The sequence below is a fragment of the Paragemmobacter straminiformis genome (assembly GCF_014243445.1).
GTDB lineage: Bacteria > Pseudomonadota > Alphaproteobacteria > Rhodobacterales > Rhodobacteraceae > Paragemmobacter > Paragemmobacter straminiformis.
Window position 1 is genome coordinate 257,603 of record NZ_JACLQD010000005.1, and the last position, 22,948, is coordinate 280,550.

Annotated in this window: 24 protein-coding genes and 1 riboswitch; of the genes, 21 read left to right on the forward strand and 3 right to left on the reverse strand. The window is 66.1% G+C overall.

The features are described 5' to 3' along the window. Positions 1-10: 10 nt before the first annotated feature. Together H7F16_RS16815 and H7F16_RS16820 are read right to left on the reverse strand one after the other, a co-directional pair. A complete protein-coding gene (locus H7F16_RS16815) occupies positions 11-613 on the reverse strand; it encodes a glutathione S-transferase family protein (protein WP_185798785.1) in 603 nt (200 codons plus the stop codon). A 72-nt stretch (positions 614-685) separates the two neighbouring features. Next, positions 686-1,555, reverse strand: coding sequence for a hypothetical protein (locus H7F16_RS16820; protein WP_185798786.1), 870 nt, complete (start codon positions 1,553-1,555; stop codon positions 686-688). Between the two features lie 142 nt (positions 1,556-1,697). Here H7F16_RS16820 and miaB point away from each other — a divergent pair, with 142 nt between their 5' ends. From miaB to trmB, 11 genes are all read left to right on the forward strand, one after another. Then, positions 1,698-3,014: a tRNA (N6-isopentenyl adenosine(37)-C2)-methylthiotransferase MiaB gene (miaB, locus tag H7F16_RS16825; RefSeq protein ID WP_185798787.1), complete on the forward strand. Its 1,317-nt coding sequence runs from the start codon at positions 1,698-1,700 to the stop codon at positions 3,012-3,014. A 186-nt stretch (positions 3,015-3,200) separates the two neighbouring features. Next, positions 3,201-3,770: an OmpA family protein gene (locus H7F16_RS16830; RefSeq protein ID WP_338402021.1), complete on the forward strand. Its 570-nt coding sequence runs from the start codon at positions 3,201-3,203 to the stop codon at positions 3,768-3,770. A 5-nt stretch (positions 3,771-3,775) separates the two neighbouring features. Next, complete coding sequence (locus tag H7F16_RS16835) at positions 3,776-4,138, forward strand: hypothetical protein (RefSeq protein ID WP_185798788.1); 363 nt, start codon at positions 3,776-3,778, stop codon at positions 4,136-4,138. A gap of 238 nt (positions 4,139-4,376) precedes the next feature. Next, positions 4,377-5,393 carry a PhoH family protein gene (locus H7F16_RS16840; RefSeq protein WP_185798789.1) on the forward strand — a complete coding sequence of 339 codons (1,017 nt, stop codon included), beginning with the start codon at positions 4,377-4,379 and terminating at the stop codon, positions 5,391-5,393. Positions 5,394-5,601: 208 nt separating this feature from the next. Beyond that, positions 5,602-6,108 (forward strand): rRNA maturation RNase YbeY, encoded by a 507-nt coding sequence (gene ybeY, locus H7F16_RS16845; protein ID WP_185798790.1) that lies wholly within the window; start codon positions 5,602-5,604, stop codon positions 6,106-6,108. A gap of 36 nt (positions 6,109-6,144) precedes the next feature. Then, complete coding sequence (locus H7F16_RS16850) at positions 6,145-7,047, forward strand: transporter associated domain-containing protein (RefSeq protein ID WP_185798791.1); 903 nt, start codon at positions 6,145-6,147, stop codon at positions 7,045-7,047. After that, positions 7,044-8,513, forward strand: coding sequence for an apolipoprotein N-acyltransferase (lnt, locus tag H7F16_RS16855; protein ID WP_185798792.1), 1,470 nt, complete (start codon positions 7,044-7,046; stop codon positions 8,511-8,513). The genes H7F16_RS16850 and lnt overlap by 4 nt, the downstream gene beginning before the upstream one ends. A gap of 31 nt (positions 8,514-8,544) precedes the next feature. Then, positions 8,545-8,594, forward strand: a riboswitch (SAM-SAH riboswitch). Positions 8,595-8,601: 7 nt separating this feature from the next. Then, the gene (metK, locus tag H7F16_RS16860; protein ID WP_185798793.1) at positions 8,602-9,771 is read left to right on the forward strand and encodes a methionine adenosyltransferase; all 1,170 of its coding nucleotides are present in this window, start codon (positions 8,602-8,604) and stop codon (positions 9,769-9,771) included. Between the two features lie 316 nt (positions 9,772-10,087). After that, positions 10,088-10,552 (forward strand): preQ(1) synthase, encoded by a 465-nt coding sequence (gene queF / locus H7F16_RS16865; protein WP_185798794.1) that lies wholly within the window; start codon positions 10,088-10,090, stop codon positions 10,550-10,552. After that, positions 10,552-10,995, forward strand: a complete 444-nt coding sequence (locus tag H7F16_RS16870; RefSeq protein WP_206682613.1) for a VOC family protein — start codon at positions 10,552-10,554, stop codon at positions 10,993-10,995. The genes queF and H7F16_RS16870 overlap by 1 nt, the downstream gene beginning before the upstream one ends. A 63-nt stretch (positions 10,996-11,058) precedes the next feature. Next, the gene (gene trmB, locus H7F16_RS16875; protein ID WP_185798795.1) at positions 11,059-11,787 is read left to right on the forward strand and encodes a tRNA (guanine(46)-N(7))-methyltransferase TrmB; all 729 of its coding nucleotides are present in this window, start codon (positions 11,059-11,061) and stop codon (positions 11,785-11,787) included. A gap of 4 nt (positions 11,788-11,791) precedes the next feature. Here the strand turns inward: trmB and H7F16_RS16880 are convergent, their stop codons facing one another. After that, the gene (locus tag H7F16_RS16880; protein WP_185798796.1) at positions 11,792-12,769 is read right to left on the reverse strand and encodes an MBL fold metallo-hydrolase; all 978 of its coding nucleotides are present in this window, start codon (positions 12,767-12,769) and stop codon (positions 11,792-11,794) included. A gap of 319 nt (positions 12,770-13,088) precedes the next feature. Here H7F16_RS16880 and aroA point away from each other — a divergent pair, with 319 nt between their 5' ends. From aroA to H7F16_RS16930, 10 genes are all read left to right on the forward strand, one after another. Beyond that, positions 13,089-14,435, forward strand: a complete 1,347-nt coding sequence (gene aroA, locus H7F16_RS16885; protein ID WP_185798797.1) for a 3-phosphoshikimate 1-carboxyvinyltransferase — start codon at positions 13,089-13,091, stop codon at positions 14,433-14,435. 523 nt (positions 14,436-14,958) lie between these two features. Next, complete coding sequence (locus H7F16_RS16890) at positions 14,959-15,552, forward strand: (d)CMP kinase (protein ID WP_185798798.1); 594 nt, start codon at positions 14,959-14,961, stop codon at positions 15,550-15,552. Next, positions 15,549-16,325: an SDR family NAD(P)-dependent oxidoreductase gene (locus H7F16_RS16895; RefSeq protein ID WP_185798799.1), complete on the forward strand. Its 777-nt coding sequence runs from the start codon at positions 15,549-15,551 to the stop codon at positions 16,323-16,325. Before H7F16_RS16890 ends, H7F16_RS16895 begins: the two co-directional genes overlap by 4 nt. A 163-nt stretch (positions 16,326-16,488) precedes the next feature. Continuing rightward, positions 16,489-17,151 (forward strand): SDR family NAD(P)-dependent oxidoreductase, encoded by a 663-nt coding sequence (locus H7F16_RS16900; protein WP_185798800.1) that lies wholly within the window; start codon positions 16,489-16,491, stop codon positions 17,149-17,151. Between the two features lie 258 nt (positions 17,152-17,409). Continuing rightward, positions 17,410-19,089 (forward strand): 30S ribosomal protein S1, encoded by a 1,680-nt coding sequence (gene rpsA / locus H7F16_RS16905; protein WP_185798801.1) that lies wholly within the window; start codon positions 17,410-17,412, stop codon positions 19,087-19,089. 196 nt (positions 19,090-19,285) lie between these two features. Beyond that, positions 19,286-19,570 (forward strand): integration host factor subunit beta, encoded by a 285-nt coding sequence (ihfB, locus tag H7F16_RS16910; RefSeq protein ID WP_108434454.1) that lies wholly within the window; start codon positions 19,286-19,288, stop codon positions 19,568-19,570. 91 nt (positions 19,571-19,661) lie between these two features. Further along, positions 19,662-20,027 carry a lipopolysaccharide assembly protein LapA domain-containing protein gene (locus H7F16_RS16915; protein ID WP_185798802.1) on the forward strand — a complete coding sequence of 122 codons (366 nt, stop codon included), beginning with the start codon at positions 19,662-19,664 and terminating at the stop codon, positions 20,025-20,027. Between the two features lies 1 nt (position 20,028). Continuing rightward, complete coding sequence (locus tag H7F16_RS16920) at positions 20,029-20,670, forward strand: phosphoribosylanthranilate isomerase (protein WP_185798803.1); 642 nt, start codon at positions 20,029-20,031, stop codon at positions 20,668-20,670. Positions 20,671-20,919: 249 nt separating this feature from the next. Beyond that, positions 20,920-22,152, forward strand: a complete 1,233-nt coding sequence (gene trpB, locus H7F16_RS16925) for a tryptophan synthase subunit beta (RefSeq protein ID WP_185798804.1) — start codon at positions 20,920-20,922, stop codon at positions 22,150-22,152. A gap of 241 nt (positions 22,153-22,393) precedes the next feature. After that, the gene (locus H7F16_RS16930; protein ID WP_185798805.1) at positions 22,394-22,915 is read left to right on the forward strand and encodes a hypothetical protein; all 522 of its coding nucleotides are present in this window, start codon (positions 22,394-22,396) and stop codon (positions 22,913-22,915) included. Positions 22,916-22,948: the final 33 nt, after the last annotated feature.

Genomic DNA, 22,948 nt, shown 5'->3' on the forward strand with positions numbered 1-22,948 from the left:
GGCAAAGCCTTTATGCGGGCGGTGTCAGGCGGAAGGCGTCGGTCGGGGCCAGACGGTCGAGCATAGCGAAGAGTTTCGGAAAATCGGCCCGCGGGGCAAGATCGGGCATGTCGAGGCGGATGCCGTCGAGTGCCGCGATGGCCGTGACATCGGCCTGCGTCAGGCGGTCGCCTGTCAGGTAGGGACCTTGCATCTGTGCTTCAAGCGCGGCCAGCCCCTGACGGATCTGCGCGTTCAGACGGTCGAGCCACGGCTGCCAGACATGGGTTTCGGGGCGGCGGTGGGTTTCGTAATAGGCGGCGACGTATTTCTCGGCCGTGGCGAGGGCGAGGGCGGTCAGCGCCACGACGCGCCGCCGGTCCGGGCCGTGGCGCGGGGTCAGGGCGGCATCGCCTGCCTGTTCGTCGAGATAGTCGATGATCGCGCTTGAATCGGTGATGGCGCTGCCATCCGCCAGCACCAGCGCGGGAATGCGCCCCAAGGGGCTGAGCGGTTCGAGCGCTGCGTGATCCTCGGTCCCCAAGGGCGATTGGGTGAAGGGCATGGCGTAAAGGTGCAGCGTGATGCCGACACGCCGCACGAAGGGCGAGCCGTAGTGACCGACAAGTTGCATGGCGTTTTCCCCCGTTGCGTTGCGCGGCAGAAAAGCACGGCGGGCGCGGCGGGCCAAGGGGCTGCTAGCGGGTCAGAACCACTGGCCCGGCTCCATCAGGCCAAGGTCCATGAGTTGCTGGCTGTGCCAGAGGAATTCGGTCGAGTTGTGCCAGCGGAAATTGTGGATGTCGTAGCGCGAGCCGGGATTGGTTTTCAGCGCCTTGGCCGTGCGGAAGGAACAGACCGTGGCTGTCAGGTTGTTGTGCCACGGACAGGCATAGGTGTTCAGCTCTTCGTCGTCGAAGGTGAAGTCGGGCAGCAGGGTCAGGCCGCGGCGGGTCTTGAAGATCGAGATGCGGTCGATCTTGCGGCGCGTCCAGGGCACATGTTCCTCGAACCGCCAGCGCAGGCCGCCGTAAAAGTCGAGCTGCCGCTCTTTGGGTTGCCAGTTGCGCGCGGGGTCGGTGCGGGCAAGGGCATAATAGCCCGAGCGGTCGAGATGGGCATCCTCGAGGCTGACGGCATTGGGATGGCGCGCCAGATCGCCTGCGTAGAGGTCGACGACATAGGTGAGCATGGCGTCGCGCCGTTCCTCGGCATGGAAGGCGAGCATCTCGCGGATGTTGCGCGTTTCGCAAAAGGGGTGGAACAGGTATTCGGCGTTGAAGCAGTAGTAGAGCCAGAGGTCGGGAAAGGCCTCGTTCACGCGGTTCACGGCAAGGACGAGGGCGTTCTCTTCGTGGACCGGATGGTCGATGCGGACCAGCTCGCCCTCGAGCTTGGCGTCGACTTTCTGGTCGGGGGTGGCCAGCAGCAGCACGGTCGGGAACCCGGCCGAAAGGTGATGGCGCAGGGTGGTGTCGATTTCGACCTCGTCCTCGGCAAGGATCACGGCGACCGGCCCCTTGGGCGGGGTGCGGCGGTGGGCTTCGAAGTAGGCGTCGAGACTGGCGAAGCGCATGGGGTATCCGGGCAATGGCAACGGCGGCGAAGTTCCGGCGATTTTCGCGGCTTTGCAAGCCCCATGCCCCGCCGATCATTGCGCGGGGAGCGGTTTTGCGTATATGAGGCCGGGTTTCCACGGCAGGAATGGGGCGACGGGCATGGCTGAAGCGAAGAAGCTGTTCATCAAGACCTATGGCTGCCAGATGAACGTCTATGACAGCGAGCGCATGGTCGAGGCGATGGGTGCCGAGGGCTATGTGACGACGGATTCCGTGGAAGAGGCGGATATGGTGCTTTTGAACACCTGCCACATCCGCGAGAAGGCGTCGGAAAAGCTGTATTCGGACCTTGGGCGTCTGCGTCCGTTCAAAGAGGCCAAGCCCGATCTCAAGATCGGTGTCGCGGGCTGCGTGGCGCAGGCCGAGGGTGACGAGATCATGCGGCGGATGCCGCTGGTCGATCTGGTCGTCGGGCCGCAAAGCTACCACCGCCTGCCCGAGATGAACCGCAAGATGCAGGCGGGCGGCAAGGTGGTGGACACCGAATTCCCGCCCGAGGACAAGTTCGCCCACCTGCCCGAGCGCAAGGCGCTGCGCGGGCCTGTCGCCTTTCTGACGGTGCAGGAAGGCTGCGACAAGTTCTGCGCCTTTTGCGTGGTGCCCTACACGCGGGGGGCCGAAGTCAGCCGCGCCGCCGCCCGGCTGTTGGCCGAGGCGCGGGGGCTGGTCGAAAAGGGCGTGCGCGAGATCACGCTGCTGGGGCAGAATGTGAACGCCTATCACGGCACGGGCGAGGACGGGGATTGGGGCCTTGCGCGGCTGGTGCGCGAATTGGCCCGGATCGACGGTCTGGAGCGCATCCGCTACACCACGAGCCACCCCAACGATATGGAAGACGACCTGATCGCCGCCCACGGAGACGAGGGCAAGCTGATGCCCTATCTGCATTTGCCGGTGCAATCGGGGTCGGACCGCATTCTCAGGGCGATGAACCGCAAGCACGGGCGGGACCAGTATTTCCGTCTGGTCGAACGGATCCGCGCGGCACGGCCCGACATCCTGCTGAGTTCCGACTTCATCGTGGGCTTCCCCGGCGAGACGGATGCCGATTTCGCCGATACGCTCGACCTGATCCGTGCCGTGGGCTTCGGGCAATCCTACAGCTTCAAATACTCGGCCCGTCCGGGCACGCCGGCGGCAGAGAAGCCTGCCGTCGCGGCCGGCATCGCGGATGAGCGGTTGCAGGAATTGCAGGCGCTGCTCTTGGCGCAGCAACGCGCCGCGCAGACGGCCATGGTCGGCCGCGAGGTCGGGGTGCTTTACGAAAAGGCGGGGCGCATGGCGGGGCAGATGGTGGGCAAATCGGACCACCTTCATGCCGTGCATGTGGTCGATCCCGATGCCCGCGCGGGCGATCTTGTGCGCGTGCGCATCACCGAATCCGGCCCCAACTCGCTGGGCGGCGTCAGGCTGTAAGGCGGCGCGTCTTTTCCCGAAACGGCGACAATCGCGCCCGAGTCCCCGCTTTGTTTCCGCAAAGCCATGCGCTTTCGCATGCCTTGCATCCGTGGGGATGGATTTCGCTTTACAGAGCCTAAGCGCGAAGGCAAATCTGCCGTTGTGTTACGTGCTTGGTTTTTTGGTTAACGAGGGAGCTTCGGCGTGTACGAGTATTCCAAGGCAGCGCGCTTTGTCGCCGCCGTAATGCTTTGCCTTTTCGGGCTGCTCGGTGCGACGGAAAGTTCCGCGCAAGAGCAACCGCAGGTCACCGGTCGCATCGAATGGGGCATCTGGCTCGACCGCGACGGCTGCCAGCACTGGTATTCGGACGGTGGCCTCGAGGGCTATATGGTCGAGAGGGTGCGCCCGTCTGACGGCAAGCCCGTCTGCGTCAAGGTCAACACCTGTCTGGTCGAGAACACCGACACGCTCTTTGCCACCGACAGCGCCCATCTGACAGCGGATGGCGCGGCGCGGTTGCGCGGGTTCTTCCAGGGATCGGGGGCCTATGGCTACGCGGTCTATGGCCATACCGACAGCCGCGCCTCGGACGAATACAACATCCGCCTGTCGCAACGCCGCGCCGCGGCCGTGGCGGCGGTGGCGCGATCGGTCGGTGCGGTGGTGGAGCGCGAACAGGGGTTCGGCGAGCGGCAACCCATAGCTTCCAATGACTCGGCGGAAGGCATGGCGCGCAACCGCCGTGTCGAAGTCGTCTGCTACAGATGGTGAAACGAATGCGTAACACGACGATCCCCGCAGCGGTGCTGCTTTGCACGGCGCTTGCCGGTTGCGGGATGACACTTTCGCGCAGCAACGGGCCGGGTGGAGAGCCGCCGTTGCTGGCCGAACCGAAGGATCACACGCTGTTCGGGCTGGATTCGCAAAAGGGGCGCGGGCTGAACGACGGGCAGGCGGCCATCGCCTATGATCCCGACGGCTGTCAGGTCTGGATCATCGACGACGGGGCCGAGGGCTATTCGAGCCGCCGCCGCGATCCGGTCTCGGGCCTGCCGGTTTGCGACAACCGCGTGAAACCCGGATATGTCGTGGGCGATCCGCGCGTGAACCGCGTGCCGGACCTGCGCCCGCGCGGCTGACACCGCCGGTGACGGCGACAGATCACACAAGGGCCGCGGCGCGATGCTGCGGCCCTTGTGTCATGGCGAAGACCTGCCCCATCGGTGCCGGGCGGGTGTGTCACGGGGTTTGCACAATTCTTGGGCAGGGTGGGGCGCAGCGCGGAATGATGACCGCGCGGCATATATGGTGCTTGCCTTGTGTCCGAACGCGGATCATCATCAAGATATGGCGAACGTAGTCTAGAAGGAGACCTCCTTGGGCATCAGCGCGCTGACCCCCCCGACCCGTTCCGAGGACGTTGTGGAAACGACCCTCGAATTCCCCGACAACCGGCTTCTGATCGACCTGTGCGGCGAGTTTGACCGCAACCTCGCGCAGATCGAGCACCAGATGGGGGTCCATATCCTGCGGCGGGGCAACCGGCTTGCGGTGATCGGGGAAAAGGCGGCGCGCGAGCAGGCGGCGGCTGTGCTGCGCTCGCTTTACGCGCGGCTGGAATCGGGGCGCGGCGTGCAGGCGGGCGATATCGACGGGGCGATGCGGATGGGCCGGCCGATGCCCGACCGCGCCTTGGCCGAGGGCGAGCAGATCGAACTGTTCAACGCCGGAATGGAGCTGCGCACCCGCAAGAAGCCGATCGAGCCCCGGACCGAGGCGCAGAAGGCCTATGTCGCGAACCTCTTCGCCAATGAACTCGGCTTCGGGATCGGGCCTGCGGGGACGGGGAAAACCTATCTGGCCGTGGCCGTGGGCGTGACCATGTTCATCTCGGGCGCGGTCGAGAAGATCATCCTCAGCCGCCCTGCGGTCGAAGCGGGCGAAAGGCTCGGCTTCCTGCCCGGCGACATGAAGGAGAAGGTCGATCCCTACATGCAGCCGCTTTACGACGCGCTGAACGATTTCCTGCCCGCAAAGCAGGTGCAGAAGCTGCTTGAGGAAAAGCGCATCGAGATCGCGCCCCTTGCCTTCATGCGCGGGCGGACGCTGTCGAACGCCTTTGTCGTTCTGGACGAGGCGCAGAATGCCACGACCATGCAGATGAAGATGTTCCTGACCCGTCTGGGCGAGGGCAGCCGCATGGTCATCACCGGCGACCGCACGCAGGTCGATCTGCCGCGCGGCGTGCCGAGCGGGTTGCAAGAGGCCGAACGCATCCTCAAGGGCGTGAAGGGGGTGACGTTCAACTACTTCACCTCGAAGGATGTGGTGCGCCACCCGCTGGTGGCGCGGATCATCGAAGCCTACGAATCGGACGAGACGCACCAGTCCTGAGGGGCGGGGCGAAGGGCATCGCGCCTTTCGCCCGCTTCCTCTTGCCGCAAATATCCTCGGGGGGGAGGCGCGGAACGCGCCGTGGGGGGGCAGACAGCCCCCCCTCTCTCCGAGCGGTGTGTCGCGCGGTGGCTTGTGCGGTGGTGTCCGGTGCGGCGGCTGTGCCGGGCGGTTTGTGCTTTGCCTGTCCGCGATGTAGAAGGCGCGCATGAGCGAACTTGTCGACAGTGTGATCGAGGATGCGCGGTGGGAGGCTTTCGGCCTTGCACCGCTGGCCGAGCGGGCCTGCGTGGCGGCGCTTGCCGATCTGGGCCTGCCCCCCACGGGGTTTTCGGTCGTGGTCATGGGCTGCGACGATGCGCGGATCGCCGAGCTGAACGCGGATTTCCGTGGCAAGCCGCAGCCGACGAACGTGCTGTCATGGCCATCCGAAGAGCGCGCCGCCGAGGTCTTTGGCGATGCGCCCGACCTGCCCGAGGCGGGCGAAGCGGATGACCCGGTGGAACTGGGTGACATCGCCATCGCCTACGAGACCTGCGCGCGCGAGGCGGCCGAACAGGGAAAGCCGATGGCGGACCATGTGACCCACCTTCTTGTGCATGGACTGTTGCATTGTCTGGGGTATGACCATGTCGACGATGCGGATGCGGCGGTGATGGAAGCGACCGAGGTGAGGATACTTGCCAGCCTCGGGCTTTCGGACCCATATTCATGAGGCCCCGCGTGACTGGGGTGTGTTGGACAAGGACCGATGGGCAGTAGCAACGACGGGTCGTCACAGGCGACCCAAGGCGGGGATGAGGCAGAGCCAGCGCAACGCGGGTTCTTCGGACGGCTGTTGGACGCTTTCGTTCCGGGCGGCGAGCAGGGCGAGGGTGACGGGGGGGGCGCGCGGCCTGCCTCGGCCGGATTGCCGGGCCTTGGCGCGTTGCGGCGTCTGCGTGTCGACGATGTGGCGGTGCCCAAGGTCGATATCGTCGCGGTGCCGTTGGACATCGGCAAGGACGAGCTTGTCGCCGTGTTCCGCGAACACGGGTTCAGCCGGATTCCGGTCTACAAGGGCACGCTCGACCATCCGCAGGGCTTGGTCCTGCTCAAGGATCTGGCCTTGCAGCACGGGTTCGGCACGGCGGGACGCTGGTCGCTGAAGCGGTTGCTGCGCCCCGTGCTATACGCGCCGCCCTCCATGCCCATCGGGGTGCTGCTGCAAAAGATGCAGCGCGAGCGGGTGCATATGGCGCTGGTGATCGACGAATATGGCGGGGTCGATGGTCTGGTGACCATCGAGGACCTGATCGAGACGGTCATAGGCGAGATCGAGGACGAGCACGACGAAGAGGAAAGCGTGTCGTGGAAAGAGGAAAAGCCCGGCGTTTTCCTGTGTCTGGCCAATGCGCCGCTGGAAGAGATCGAAGCCGCCATCGGCCTGCGCCTGCGCACCGACGAGGATGACGAGGAGATCGACACGCTGGGCGGGATCGTCTTTCTGCGCACGGGTCGCGTGCCCGCGCGGGGCGAGATCGTGCCGCATGAAAGCGGGGCCGAGTTCGAGGTGGTCGAGGCTGACCCGCGCCGGATCAAGCGGGTGCGGATAAGGCTGCCTGCGGTGGTCGATGCGGCCTCGGCGGCGGCCGAACAGGCGGCGCTTGAGTGAGACGTCTGGGCTGGCCGGGATGGCGTAGCCTGTGGCCTGCCGCCGTGGCGGGTGCCTTTGCCGCTTTGGGGCAGGCGCCGCTGGGCTGGTGGTGGGCGGCCCTGCCCGCCTTTGCCGCGGTCGTGGCGCTGGTCGCACGGGCGGGGCGCGGGGCGGGTTGGGTCGCCTGGGTCGCGGGGGCGGGGTATTTCGCCGCGGCACTGAACTGGATCGTCGAGCCCTTTCTGGTCGATGCGCAGGCCTATGGCTGGATGGCGCCCTTTGCGGTGGTGTTCCTGTCCTTTGGTCTTGCGCTGTTCTGGGCGGTGGCCGGGGCCGCCTCGGGGCTGTTCGCGCAGCGCGGGCTGGGGTTCGCGCTGACGCTGACGCTGGCCGAGCTGGCGCGGGGCTATGTGCTGACGGGCTTTCCCTGGGCGCTGCCGGGGCATGTCTGGATCGGCCATGCGCCGGCGCAGGTGGCGGCGCTGGCCGGTGCCAACGGGTTGACACTGTTCACGCTGGTCGCGGCGGCGCTGCTGGCGATGCGGCGGCCTGGCCCGGCGCTTGCCGCGCTGGCGCTGGTCGGCGCGGGTTGGGGCTATGGCGCATGGCGTCTGGCGCTGCCGGAACCTGCGGCGCGGGCGGGGGTGGTGCGGCTGGTGCAGCCCAATGCCGAGCAGAGCCTGAAATGGGACCCGGTGCAGGCAGATGTCTTTTTCCGCCGCCTGATCGGGATGACGCAGGCAGGCGCCCGGCCTGACCTGACGGTCTGGCCCGAGACGGCCGTGCCCTATCTTCTCGAGGATTATCCGCAGGTGGCCGTGGCCATCGCCGATGCGGGGCGCGGCGCGCCGGTGGTTTCGGGGATCCAGCGGGTCGAGGGGTGGCGGTTCTGGAACTCGCTTGCGGTGATCGGGCCGGATGGGGCGGTGGGGCAGGTCTATGACAAGCACCATCTGGTGCCCTTTGGCGAATATATCCCCTTTGGCGATCTGGCCTTCCGCTGGTTCGGCCTGCGGGCCTTTGCCGCCCAGCAGGGCAACGGCTATTCGGCGGGCGAGGGGCCGAAGGTGCTGGACCTCGGGCCTTTGGGCAAGGTGCTGCCGATCATCTGCTACGAGGCGGTGTTCCCGCAGGACCTGCGCGCCGCCCCCGAGCGGGCCGACTGGATATTGCAGATCACCAATGACGCATGGTTCGGCACGCTGACAGGTCCGTGGCAACATCTGGCGCAGGCCGAATTGCGCGCGATCGAGCAGGGCCTGCCGCTGCTGCGGGTGGCGAATACGGGGGTCACGGCGGTGATCGACGCGCGGGGTCGGGTGGTGCAAAGCCTGCCGATGGGCGAGGCGGCGAGCCTCGACGTCACCATTCCGGGACAAATGGCAGCCCCGCCCTATGCGCGGTTCGGCGAGGGGCCGGTGCTGGTGTTGCTGGCAGGACTCGGGGCGGCACTTCGTCTGGCCGGGCGGCGGAAGTCTGCTTGACGCGCCAAGGGGGGGCGTCTAGCAACGGGGCGAACTGTCACAACGGCTTCCTGGCGTGACAGGGATCACCCCAATGGAGCACGTCCCCATGACCCGTATGAACTATGTTTTCACCTCCGAATCCGTTTCGGAGGGGCACCCCGACAAGGTGTGCGACCGCATTTCCGATGCCGTTCTGGATGCCTTTCTGACCGAAGAGCCGAACGCGCGTGTTGCCTGTGAAACCTTTGCCACGACCAATACGGTCGTCGTCGGTGGGGAAGTGGGTCTGTCGAACGAGCCGGCCACCAAGGCGATGCTCGCCCGGGTCGAGGGCATCGTGCGCGATTGCGTCCGCGACATCGGCTACGAGCAGGAGAAGTTCCACTGGAACACCCTGAAGGTGCATAATTTCCTGCACGAGCAATCGGCCCATATCGCGCAAGGCGTGGACCGTGACGGCGCGGGCGATCAGGGCATCATGTTCGGCTATGCCTGCCGCGAGACGCCCGAGCTGATGCCCGCGCCGATCCAGTATTCCCACGCCATCCTGCGGCGTCTGGCCGAGGTGCGGAAATCGGGCAAGGAAAAGACGCTTGGCCCCGATGCCAAATCGCAGCTTTCCCTGCGCTACGAGGATGGCAAGCCGGTCGAGGTGACCTCGATCGTGCTGTCGACGCAGCATATGCTGGAAAGCCAGACCAGCGCCGATATCCGCGCCATCGTGGAACCCTATATCCGCGACGTGCTGCCTTCGGGCTGGATCAGTGAAAAGACCGAATGGTGGGTGAACCCCACGGGCACCTTCGTCATCGGCGGTCCCGATGGCGATGCGGGCCTGACGGGGCGCAAGATCATCGTGGACACCTACGGCGGTGCCGCCCCGCATGGTGGCGGCGCGTTCTCGGGCAAAGACCCGACCAAGGTGGACCGTTCGGCCGCCTATGCCGCGCGCTATCTGGCCAAGAACGTCGTGGCCTCCGGCCTTGCGGATCGCTGCACGCTTCAGGTCTCCTATGCCATCGGGGTGGCCAAGCCCCTGTCGATCTATGTCGACACGCATGGCACGGGGCAGGTCGATTCGACCGAGATCGAACGCGCTGTCGCGGAATGCATGGACCTGACGCCGCGCGGCATCCGCACGCATCTGGGGCTGAACAAGCCGATCTACGCCCGCACCAGCGCCTACGGCCATTTCGGCCGCGCGCCGGAAGCGGATGGCGGATTTTCGTGGGAAAAGACCGATCTGGTCGAGGCCCTGAAGAAAGCCGTCAAGTAACACCGCAGCAGCTGGCGGTATCGCGGCGCGCGGGGCAACCTGCGCGCCGCTTCGCTTCGGGCCGCGACGTCTTGCGGAAATCCAGGGGGGCTGTCCGCCCCCCTCGCGGCTGCGCCGCTCACCCCCCGAGGATATTTGGGGCAAGAGGAAGCGGCAAAGCCGGGTTCTGTCTTTCACCTTTGCCAAAATACTCTCGGGGGGAGGCCGCAAGGCCGTGGGGGGCGGAAAGCCCCCCTTCGCGTTTTGCAGAAAGGGGCGGCGTTTGCGTTCGGGCGGCTCTGTGCTAGGGCGGGAGGGATGAGGAAAGGACGCCGCCATGACTGCAACCGACGTTTCCGGCCTGACGCAGCTTGGCGCTGCCACGGGCCTGCCTGACAGCCCCGAGACCGCGCTGCTGGAAAAGGTTCCGGCAGGCCATGCGGGGACGCTTTACGTGGTGCGCTTCACCGCGCCCGAGTTCACCTCGATCTGTCCGATGACGGGGCAGCCGGATTTCGCGCATATCGTGATCGACTATGTGCCCAAGGACTGGCTGGTCGAGAGCAAGTCGCTGAAGCTTTACCTGCACAGTTTCCGCAATCACGGTGCCTTCCACGAGGATTGCACGCTCGATATCGCGAAGCGGCTGGTGGGGCTGCTCGATCCGGTATGGCTGCGGATCGGGGCCTATTGGTATCCGCGCGGCGGGATTCCGATCGACGTGTTCTGGCAGACGGGGGCGGCACCCGGGGGGGTGTGGATTCCCGATCAGGGCGTGGCGCCGTATCGGGGGCGCGGCTGATGGGGATCGGTGCGCCGCCCGTGGTCTGGGCCAATGGCATGTCCGAGATGATGGTGACGGATTATCCCGTCTCGCTGGCCTTCTGGACGGAGCTGCTGGGGTTCGGCCTTGCCTTCGAGCGGCCGGCGCAGAAGCTGGCCTGTCTGGTGCATCCGGACGGGGCGCAGGTGATGGTCTACCAGCGCGATGGCGATTGGGAGACGGGGGCGATGGAGCGGCCCTTCGGGCGCGGTCTGGTGGTGCAGGTCTATGTCGCCGATGTCGATGCGGTGGCCGCACGTGTGCGCGCGGCGGGGCTGCCCTTTTACGTAGCACCGCGCGAGAAGTGGCGCGACTGGGGCGACCGTCTGGGCGGGCAGCGCGAGTTTCTGGTGCAGGATCCGGACGGTTATCTGGTCATGGTGGTGCAGCGGATCGGCGAGCGGCCCCTGCCGCAGGACTGAGCCGCAGGCTTGACCGCGCGGAGGCTAGGGTCTAGGCCCCTGCGGCTGAAAAGGATGCCTGCCATGACCGATGCGCCCGAAGAGACCGAAGCCGGAGCCACCCCCGCCCCCGAGCGGCGCAATTTCTATGGCCGCGTGCATGGCAAGACCCTGCGCGGCAGCCAGAAGACCTATCTGGCCGAGGATCTGGGCAAGCTGTCGCTTGGCGGCGTAACGGTTGACGAAAATCCGGCGCGCGCGCCGCTTGACCCTGTGGCGGTGTTCGGGGACCGTCCGCTGTGGCTCGAGGTCGGGTTCGGCGGGGGCGAGCATCTGGTGCATATGGCGGCACGCTATCCGGATATCGGGATCATCGGCTGCGAGCCTTTCGTGAACGGGATCGCGATGCTTCTGGGCAAGATCCGCTCGGCGGGGGTGACGAATTTGCGCATCCATCCGGGTGATGTGCGCGATCTGTTCGATGTGATGCCGGATGGCTGTTTCGGGAAGGTGTTCCTGAACTATCCCGATCCGTGGCCCAAGGCGCGGCATCACCGGCGGCGGTTCGTGACGCAGGGCTATCTGCAGGCGCTGGCGCGTGTGATGCGGCCGGGGGCCGAGTTCCGTGTGGCGACCGACATTCCCGATTACGTGCGCCAGACGCTGGAAGAGGTGCCGCAGGCGGGCTTTGTGCTCGAGCGGCAGGCAGGGCAGGGGCAGGCGTGGGAGGACTGGATTTCCACCCGCTACGAGCAGAAGGCCCTGCGCGAGGGGCGCGCGCCGCATTACCTGACCTTCCGCCGCAAGGGCTGAGGGTTCAGGCGGGGATCACCCAGACATCGCCGGGGTTCAGGGTGCGAAAGCGCGCGCGCGGGATGGCGCGGGCGGCGAGGGCTTCGGCCAGAAGGTCGGGCGGGGCTTCGCGGGATTCGTCGGTCAGCTGGAAGGTGCCCCAGTGGTGGCCGATGGCATGGGCTGCGCCAAGCAGCGCAAAGCCTTCGGCGGCCTCGTGCGGGTCCTGATGCTGGTCGCGCATGAACCAGCGCGGGGCATAGGCGCCCACGGGCAGGATGGCGAGGCGGGGCGCGCCGTGCCGGTCGCGGATGCGGGTATAGGGGCGGCCGCCGTCAAAGCCGGTGTCGCCGATGTGCAGGATGCGCCCTCTGGGCGTGTCGAGCAGGAAAGACGCCCAGAGCGCCATCGACCGGTCGCGCATTCCGCGCGCGGACCAGTGGTGGCAGGGTTCCAGATGCAGCGTCAGATGGGCAAGCGGCAGGGCATCGCCCCAGTCGCCCGTGGCCATGCGCATGTCGGGGATCGCCTTGGCCACGATGCTGTCGTTGCCGAGCGGGGTGAGGAGCAGCGGGTCATGGCTGGCCTTCAGGCGGCGCAGCGTGGCAATGTCCAGATGGTCGTAGTGGTTGTGCGACAAAAGCACGGCGTCGATCTCGGGCAGGTCGGAGAATGCGATGCCGGGGGCGGCCACGCGTTTCGGGCCGGCGAAGCGGACGGGGCTGGCGCGGTCGGACCAGACGGGATCGGTCAGGATGTTCAGCCCCGCGACCTGAACCAGCATCGTGGCATGGCCGACCATCGTGACGGTCAGGTCATCGACACGCGGCGCGGGCTTGGCCGGCGTCACGGCGACCGAGGCGGGCCAAGGCTGCCGTTCGCCGTTCCTTTGCCAGCGGAGCATGTCGCGAAAGCCCTTGGGTGGCGCGCCTTCGGGATTGAAGAAGCGCAGGCCGTCGAAATGGTCGGTGACCGGGCCGGAATGGTAGGGATTGCGGGGCATAGCGGGCCTTTCGGTTGACGCCTTGCATATGGTGCAGCACAGGGCGGGGTCAAAGGCAGGATGCGATGCCCCCCGGCCTTCCCTGAAGGGCGTTGCCCCGCAAGGCGGAAGCGATGGCGCTTTGCGGCTTCCTCTTGCCCCAAATATCCTCGGGGGGAGGGGCGCTTGCGCCCCGTGGGGGGCGGAAAGCCCCCCTTCTGCGGTCGGGCGGGGCACGGTCGGGCGGCCTGCGGTTGGTATGGGCGCGGTTGGAATGGGGCGCTTCCCCTCTGCTTTGCCTTGGGCTATCAGGCGTGCCGATGCATTCGGGAGTGACGAGATGTCCGCACATGGTGAAGCCCAGCCGATGACCGCCCACAAATCCGGCCCCCTCAAAGGGCGGGCCGAGGTGCCGGGCGACAAGTCGATCAGCCATCGTGCGCTGATCTTCGGCGCGATGGCCGTGGGCGAGACCAGGGTGACGGGGCTTCTGGAAGGGCAGGACGTGCTGGACACCGCCAAGGCGATGCAGGCCTTTGGCGCAGAGGTGACGCGGCACGGGCAGGGCGAATGGTCGGTGCATGGCGTGGGCGTGGGCGGGTTCCGCGAGCCTGCCGATGTGATCGATTGCGGCAATTCGGGAACCGGTGTGCGCCTGATCATGGGCACGATGGCGACCACGGCGATGACGGCGACCTTTACGGGCGATGCCTCGTTGCGCAAGCGCCCGATGGGGCGGGTGACGGACCCGCTGTCGCTGTTCGGCGCGCGGGCCTACGGCCGTGCCGGCGGGCGTCTGCCGATGACGGTGGTGGGGGCCGCGAACCCCGTTCCGGTGCGCTACGCGCTGCCCGTTGCCAGTGCGCAGGTGAAAAGCGCCGTCCTGCTTGCGGGGCTGAACGCGCCGGGCCAGACCGTGGTGATCGAGAAGGAACCCACGCGCGACCATTCGGAGCGGATGCTTCTGGGTTTCGGCGCCGCCCTGACGGTGGAAAAGACCGCCGAGGGCAATGTCATCACCCTGACGGGGCGGCCGGAGTTGCGGCCCCAGACGGTGGCGGTGCCGCGCGATCCGTCCTCGGCCGCGTTTCCGGTCTGTGCGGCGCTGATCGTCGAGGGGTCGGACATCATGGTTCCGGGGGTGAGCCAGAACCTGACGCGGAACGGGCTTTACCTCACCCTGGTCGAGATGGGGGCCGATATCGAGTTCCAGAACCCGCGCGAAGAGGGCGGGGAGCCCGTCGCGGACCTGCGGGTCAGGTTCTCGCCCGGCCTGAAAGGCATCGAGGTGCCGGAGGAGCGCGCGCCGAGCATGATCGACGAATATCCGGTTCTGTCGGTTGTCGCGGCCTTTGCCGAGGGCAAGACGGTGATGCGCGGCGTCAAGGAGTTGCGCGTCAAGGAAAGTGACCGGATCGACGCGATGGCGCGGGGGCTCGAGGCTTGCGGCGTCACGGTCGAGGAGGACGAGGATACGCTGATCGTCCACGGTCTGGGTGCGGGCGGGGTTGCGGGCGGGGCGACGGCCCGGACGCATCTCGACCACCGCATCGCGATGAGCTTTCTTGTCTGCGGCATGGCGTCGAAAAAGCCGGTCTCGGTGGATGACGCCTCGCCCATCCTGACCTCGTTCCCGATCTTCGAGGGATTGATGACCGGGCTTGGCGCGACGCTGCGGCGCGGGTGACGATTTTTCTGCGAAAAATCAGGGGGACCCTCGGGCCCCCCTCGCCCCTGACGGGGCTTCACCCCCCGAGGATATTTGCGGCAAGAGGAAGAGGGCGGATGCAGGGCCGGGGCGGTGGCGCGCGGGGTCGTAGGGCTGTGGCGGGGCCGGTCCTTTTCGCCTGTGCAGGTGCGGCGCGGGCCGGGCGTTTTTACCACCGTTTCGGCGGCCCGTTGATGCAGGGAGAGCCTGCGCCTTTGGCCGGGCTGCGGCTGGTGGACCGCAAGGCGCAGGCCAGCCCCCGTGCCGCGCCGGACGGAGGGTGCAGCGTGAGCGTGCAGAACAAGGGCGGTGCGATGTCGACCATGCCCGATACCGACAGGCCGAATGACGGGGGCTATCCGGTCTTTCCGGGACTGACGGGCGATCTTCCGGTCGGGCGGGGCGGTCGCCGTTGCCCGGGGGGGCCGTTTCGTGATGCTGGTTGCGGCAACGGGGGAATCGCTTCGCTGCGAGGCGGTGCAACGAGAATGGAAAACCGGTCATGATTTTCACGGTGGCGATCGACGGGCCTGCTGCGGCGGGCAAGGGAACCATCGGACGGGCTGTCGCGGCGCGGTTCGGTTTCGCGCATCTTGACACCGGGCTGTTGTATCGGGCGGTCGGGGCCAAGGGGGGCGATCCCGTGGCGGCGGCCGAGGGGTTGGTGCCTGCCGATCTGGAGCGGTGGGATTTGCGGTCGCTGGAAGCGGGGCAGGCCGCGTCGAAGGTGGCGGCGATTCCGGCGGTGCGGGCGGCTTTGGTCGCCTTTCAGCAGCGGTTCGCGCGGGCCGAGGGGGGCGCGGTGCTTGACGGGCGGGATATCGGCACGGTGATCTGCCCTGCGGCGGAGGTGAAGCTTTACGTCACCGCCAGCCCCGAGGTGCGGGCGCACCGGCGCTGGCTCGAGGTGGGGGGCGACGAGGCGCGCGTGCTGGCCGAGGTGCTGGAGCGCGATGCCCGCGACATGGGGCGGGCGGATGCGCCCTTGCGGGCGGCCGAGGATGCCGTTCTGATCGACACCAGCGCGATGCCGGTGGACGAAGCGGTGGCGCGGGCCATATCGGTGGTGGCAGAACGGATGGAGGGCTTGCGATGAACGGGATGCGGTTGCCGGAACTGGACGGGAAGGTCGTGCTGGTCACGGGGGCTTCGACGGGGATCGGGGCGGCGGTGGCGCGGGCCTTTGCGGCGCAGGGGGCGCGGGTCGGCCTGCATTACAACGCGAGCGCGGATGCCGCCGAGACCCTTGCGGGCGAGATCGAGGCGGCGGGCGGCACGGTGCGGCTGATCCGCGCCGACATGTCGAACGGTTCCGGATCACGCGATGCGGTCGAGCAGACGGTCGCGGCCTTCGGGCGGCTGGACGGTTTGATCAACAACGCGGGCGGCATGGTGCGGCGGGTGCCCTATGCCGAGGCGACGGAACAGGACTATGACGACATCATGGACCTGAACGCGCGGTCGGTGGTGGTGGCAAGCCAGGCCGCCATCGGGCCGATCAAGGCGGCGGGCGGCGGGTTCATCATCAACACCACCAGCATCGCGGCGCGCAACGGGGCCAGCGGCGGGGCGGGGCTATACGGGTCAAGCAAGGCCTTCGTGCATAACGTCACGCGGGGGATGGCGAAGGAGCTGATCCCCTTTGGCATCCGCGTGAACGCGGTGGCGCCGGGGGTCATCACCACGCCCTTTCACGAGCGGTATTCGACCAAGGCGCAGCTCGACGCGGCCTTGGGCACGATTCCGGCGGGACGGCTGGGCGTGGCCGAGGACTGCGTGGGGGCTTACCTGTTCCTCGCCTGCGCGTCGCTGTCGGCCTATGTCATCGGTCAGGTGATCGAGGTGAATGGCGGGCAGTTGATGCCCTGAGCTGCGGGGTCGGGCCTTTGGGGCCTTGCCATCGGGTCGGGACTGCGGGGGTTTCACACCCCCGCGCCCCCGTGGGATATTTAGGCGAATGTGAATGTGAATGTGGAGGGTGCCTTGCGTCACGGGATGCGCGGCACGCGGGAAGGTACGGAAAGGTTTGCCGATGGATATGCTGATCACAGGGGCCAATCGGGGGATCGGGCTGGCCTTGGCCACCCATGCCGCGCGGGGCGGCGCGGGGGTTCTGGGCACCTATCGCGGGCCGCGCGCGCCTGGCGTCTCGGGCATCGAATGGCAGGGGCTGGAAGTGACCGAGCCTGCCTCGCACCGGGCGCTGGCCGAGCGGCTGGCGGGGCGGCCCCTTGGTCTGGTGGTCTGCAACGCGGGCATCTACCGCGACGAGGATGACCAACTCGAGACGGGATTTCCCGCCGCTCTCTGGGCAGAAACGCTGGCGGTGAACGTGACGGGGGTGTTTCTGACCATCCAGTCGCTGCTGCCGAACATCCGCGCCGCGGGCGGCAAGATCGCCATCATCGCCTCGCAGATGGGGTCCGACACCAAGGCGCCGGGGGGGAGCTATATCTACCGCGCGTCAAAGGCGGCGGCGCTGAACATCGGGCGCAATCTGGCGACCGATCTGCGGGCCGAAGGGATCGCCGTGGGCATCTACCATCCGGGCTGGGTGCGCACCGAGATGGGCGGGGCGGGGGCGGATATCTCGGAGGAGGAGGCGGCGACGGGGCTGCTTGCGCGCTTTGCGCATCTGTCGCCGGCCACCACAGGCTGTTTCGAGTGCTGGGACGGCAGGCCGCATCCGTTCTGAACCGGGCGTTCTGAACCGGGCGTTCCGGACCGGGGCGCGCGCTGCGGTGGGCGCGCGGGCCGGTTGCCGCGTGGCCGGGCAGGGTTTTGCCAACATTCCTTGCGTGTCGGGCGTGAAGCCTGTATAGGCCGCCCATCCTGAAGGGCAGGAGCGTCAGTGCCGGTTTTCCGGAGCTTTGCGCTTTTCCCGAACGGGCCACCAAAGACCGGCGGAGACAACCGCATGGCCAGCAACATCTGATAAAGGAAAAACTCGCACATGTGCGCCAAAGCATCCATGGATGAATTCGAAGCCCTTCTGAAAGAGTCGTTCGAAATCGACACTCCCGAAGAAGGCACCGTCGTCAAAGGCAAGGTCATCGCGATCGAAGCGGGCCAGGCCATCATCGACGTCGGCTACAAGATGGAAGGTCGCATCGACCTCAAAGAATTCGCCAATCCGGGCGAGAACCCCAGCATCGAGATCGGCGATGAAGTCGAGGTTTACCTCGACCGCGTCGAGAACGCCCGTGGCGAGGCTGTCATCAGCCGCGAGAAAGCCCGCCGCGAAGAAGCCTGGGACCGTCTGGAAAAGGCATATGCCTCGGAAACCCGCGTCGACGGCGCGATCTTCGGGCGCGTCAAGGGCGGCTTTACGGTCGATCTGGGCGGCGCTGTCGCCTTCCTGCCCGGTTCGCAGGTCGATGTGCGCCCCGTGCGCGATGCCGGCCCGCTCATGGGCATGAAGCAGCCGTTCCAGATTCTGAAGATGGACCGTCGCCGTGGCAATATCGTTGTCTCGCGCCGTGCGATCCTTGAAGAATCGCGTGCCGAACAGCGTGCCGAAGTCATCGGCAACCTGACCGAAGGCCAGTCGATCGACGGCGTCGTGAAGAACATCACCGAATACGGTGCCTTCGTCGACCTCGGCGGCGTTGACGGCCTGCTGCACGTGACCGACATGGCATGGCGCCGTGTGAACCACCCGTCGGAAATCCTCGCCATCGGGGAAACCGTCAAGGTTCAGGTCATCAAGATCAACAAGGAAACCCACCGCATCAGCCTTGGCATGAAGCAGCTTCAGGCCGATCCGTGGGATGCCGTGGAAAAAGCCTATCCGCTGGGTTCGGTCCACAAGGGCCGTGTCACCAACATCACCGATTACGGCGCCTTCGTGGAGCTGGAAGCCGGTGTCGAAGGTCTGGTCCACGTTTCGGAAATGTCCTGGACGAAGAAGAACGTCCACCCCGGCAAGATCGTTTCGACCTCGCAGGAAGTCGACGTCATGGTTCTGGAAATCGACAGCGCCAAGCGCCGCGTTTCGCTGGGCCTGAAGCAGACCCAGCGCAACCCGTGGGAAGTGTTCGCCGAACAGCATCCCGTCGGCTCGAACATCGAAGGCGAAGTCAAGAACATCACCGAATTCGGTCTGTTCGTCGGCCTCGACAACGATATCGACGGCATGGTCCACCTGTCGGACCTGTCGTGGGACCAGCGCGGCGAGGAAGCCATCCAGAACTACCGCAAGGGCGACACGGTTCAGGCCGCCGTCACCGAAGTGGATGTCGAGAAAGAGCGTATCTCGCTTTCGATCAAGGCTCTGGGCGAAGACAACTTCACCGATGCGGTTGATGGCGTGAAGCGTGGCACGGTCGTGACCGTGGTCGTGACGGCCATCGAAGAAGGCGGGATCGAAGTGGAATACAACGGCGCCAAGTCGTTCATCCGCCGCTCGGACCTGTCGCGTGACCGTGCCGACCAGCGCCCCGAGCGTTTCTCGGTCGGTGACAGCATCGACGCGCGCGTGACCAACATCGACCCGAAGACCCGCCGTCTGGGCCTGTCGATCAAGGCGCGCGAGATCGCGGAAGAGAAAGAGGCTGTGGAACAGTACGGTTCGTCCGATTCGGGCGCCTCGCTGGGCGACATCCTCGGTGCCGCGCTCAAGGGCGGCAACTGATCCATCTGCCGCATGGCAGACACGAAAGGGGGCCCCGCCGCATGGCGGGGCCCTTTTGCTTTGGGGTCACAGCGGCCCGGCGCGGCGGTAACGCCTTGGATTTCATTTGTGTGACCGAAATTTCCGAATATAGTTTCGAGCAATAACAACGTGGCGCCACGCGTTTTGTAGGTGACCGCAGGGGGGACTTGCACGGATGATCCGTTCGGAACTGATCCAGAAGATCGCGGATGAAAACCCGCACCTGACGCAGCGACATGTGGAGCGGATCGTGAATACGGTCTTCGAGGAGATCATCGAGGCGCTTGCCAAGGGTGATCGGGTCGAGTTGCGGGGGTTCGGCGCGTTTTCGGTCAAGGCGCGGGATGCCCGCGTGGGCCGCAACCCGCGCACCGGCGAGGCCGTCAAGGTCGACGACAAGAAGGTGCCCTTCTTCAAGACCGGCAAGCTGCTGCGCGACCGGCTGAACGGCAAGGCCTGACCGCAGGGTCCGGCAGGCTGGTCCGTCGGGCTTGCACCTGCCCTTTGGCGGGGTGATACTGTGCAGGTAACCCGCGGGAAGGGGCCTGCCGATGCTGCGTTATCTGCGATATCTTCTGCTTGCCGTGCTGACGCTGTTCCTGCTGACGGTGGCGCTGGCGAACCGTGCCGTGGTGCCGGTGAGCTTTCTGCCCGAGGATGTGGCGGCGCTGTTCGGGGTGTCATGGTCGATGCAGGTGCCGCTGTTTCTGGTGATCTTCGGCGGCGTGGTCGCGGGTGTGGTGATCGGCTTCACCTGGGAATGGCTGCGCGAGCACAAGCACCGCAAGACGGCATCGGTGCGCGGGCGCGAGCTGGCGCGGCTCGAGCGCGAAATGGCGGTGATGAAGGACAGCAGCAGCCTGCCGCAGAAGGACGATGTGCTGGCGCTGATCGACCGCCCGCGCAAGGCGGGTTGACGTGTCGGACATCCGGGTCAAGATTTGCGGGCTTCGCACCGAAGCCGATGTCGCCGCCGTGGCGCGTGCGGGTGCGGCCTATGCGGGCTTTGTGTTCTTTGCGAAATCGCCGCGCAACCTGAGCCTTGCGCAAGCGCGCGTGCTGGCGCTTGCGGCGCCGGTCGGCCTTGCCAAGGTGGCGCTGGTGGTCGATGCGGAGGATGCCGCGCTGGATGCGCTGGTCGAGGCGGTGCCCTTGGACATGCTTCAGCTTCACGGTCACGAAAGCCCCGACCGCGTGGCCGCGCTGCGCGCGCGCTATGGCCTGCCGGTGATGAAGGCCGTTGGCGTGGCGGACGAGGGCGACCTTGCGGCGCTGTTCGATTATTCGACCGTGGCCGACCAGTTGCTGATCGACGCGAAGCCGCCCAAGGGTGCGGCCTTGCCGGGGGGGAACGGGCTGTCGTTCGACTGGCGTCTTGTGGCGCAGCGGCGCTGGTTGCGGCCCTGGATGCTGGCCGGAGGGTTGACGCCCGCGAACGTGGCCGAGGCGATCCGCCGGACCAATGCGCGGCAGGTGGATGTCTCGTCGGGTGTCGAATCCGCGCCGGGGGTGAAGGATGCCGCGAAGATGGCGGCTTTCGTCGCGGCAGCGCGGGGCTGACGAATTTTCTGCGAAAATTCCGGTCCGGCATGTCGCGGGCGCTTTTGCGGACCCGCCGCGCCCTGCATCGGCGGCGATGCCTTCGGCGAGGATATTTGGGCGAGTATGAAAGCCTGGGCGGTTCGCGGCTTTCATACTCGGGAAAATATCCTCGGGGGTGAGCCCTGAAAGGGCGAGGGGGCAGAGGGCCCCCTTTCCCCGCGCGGGCAAGGGCGCTACATCGGTGCGGCAAGCATAGGGGAGCGGATCATGGCCGAGGACGGAATCAACAGCTTCATGACGGGGCCGGACGAGCAGGGGCGCTTCGGCATTTTCGGCGGGCGCTTCGTGTCGGAAACGCTGATGCCGCTGATCCTCGATCTTGAGGAGCGCTACGAGTTCGCCAAGACCGACCCGACCTTCTGGGCCGAGATGGACTATCTGTGGAAGCATTACGTGGGCCGGCCCTCGCCGCTCTATTATGCCGAGCGGATGACCGAGCATCTTGGCGGGGCCAAGGTCTACATGAAGCGCGACGAGCTGAACCATACGGGCGCGCACAAGATCAACAACGTGCTGGGGCAGATCATCCTTGCCCGCCGCATGGGCAAGACGCGGATCATCGCGGAAACCGGTGCCGGACAGCACGGGGTGGCGACGGCGACTGTTTGCGCCAAGTTCGGCCTGCAATGCGTGGTCTATATGGGCGCGCATGACGTCGAGCGGCAGGCGCCCAACGTGTTCCGCATGAAGCTGCTGGGGGCCGAGGTGATTCCGGTCACCTCGGGTCGCGGCACGCTGAAGGATGCGATGAACGACGCGCTGCGCGACTGGGTGACCAACGTGCGCGACACCTTCTATTGCATCGGCACGGTGGCGGGGCCGCATCCCTACCCCGCGATGGTGCGCGATTTCCAGTCGATCATCGGCAAGGAAGTGCGCTGGCAACTGGCCGAGCAAGAGGGCGAGGGGCGCTTGCCCGACACGGTGATCGCGGCCATCGGCGGCGGATCGAATGCGATGGGGCTGTTCTATCCCTTCCTCGACGATCCGGGGGTGAACATCATTGGCGTGGAAGCGGGCGGCAAGGGCGTGGACGACCGGATGCAGCATTGCGCCAGCCTGACGGGCGGTCGCCCCGGTGTGTTGCACGGCAACCGGACCTATCTGTTGCAGGATCCCGACGGGCAGATCCTTGAAGGCTTCTCGATTTCGGCCGGGCTCGACTATCCGGGGATCGGGCCCGAGCATGCCTGGCTGCATGACATCGGTCGCGCGCAGTATGTAAGCATCACCGACGCCGAGGCTTTGGAGGCGTTCCAGCTGTGCTGCAAGCTGGAAGGAATCATTCCGGCGCTGGAACCGAGCCACGCTTTGGCGCATGTCATGAAAATCGCGCCGACCCTGCCGCGTGACCATATCATCGTGATGAACATGTGCGGGCGCGGGGACAAAGACATCTTTACCGTGGCCAAGCATCTGGGTCAGGATATGAAAGTCTGATATTTCAGATAGTTACGGAAAGGCCCCCGTGGTTCGTGCCGCGGGGGCCTTTTCATTTGTGCCGGACCGAGGGGGCAAAACCGGCCATAAACCATAGTTTATGCAGCCAAACCTTTCGGATAGAGCCCCCGAATAAACCGCGTGCGGATTTCGCGCCGCGGCAAAGCATGTGTTCCTTCTCGTGTCGCCGGAATGCGGCATCCAAATCCGCCTTGAGCAGGATCAACGAAGGAGCGAGACGATGAGGAACAAGACGAAAGGAATGATGTTCGGAGCCGTGATGGCGATGACGTCGACCTTTGCGTTGAATGCGATGGCACAGGACGTGCCGTTCGACGCAACGAATATCCGCAACAGCATCGAAGAAGCGATCGCCGCCGGCACCTATACTTCGGCCGAGCTGAAGTTCGGCCCGAGCCAGATCAAGCTCGAGGCGATTGGCGCCGATGGCATCAAGACCGAGACGATCTACGGCATCGCCGAGGACGGCGTGACGCTGACCGTGCTGAAGTCGGAATCGGAAACCGCCGATGGCGAAGATCTGACCAAGTCGGGTCTCGAAGTCAAAAGCCTGACCGACGACTTCGTCGACGGTGATGACGATGACGACGATGACGACGATGACGACGATGATGACGATGATGATGACGACGATGACGACGATGATGATGACGACGATGATGACGACGACGACGACGATGATGACGACGACGATGATGACGACGACGACGACGACGATGATGACGACGACGACGACAACTGATCGTCTGGAAACGGGTTACTGCGGCTTTTGACA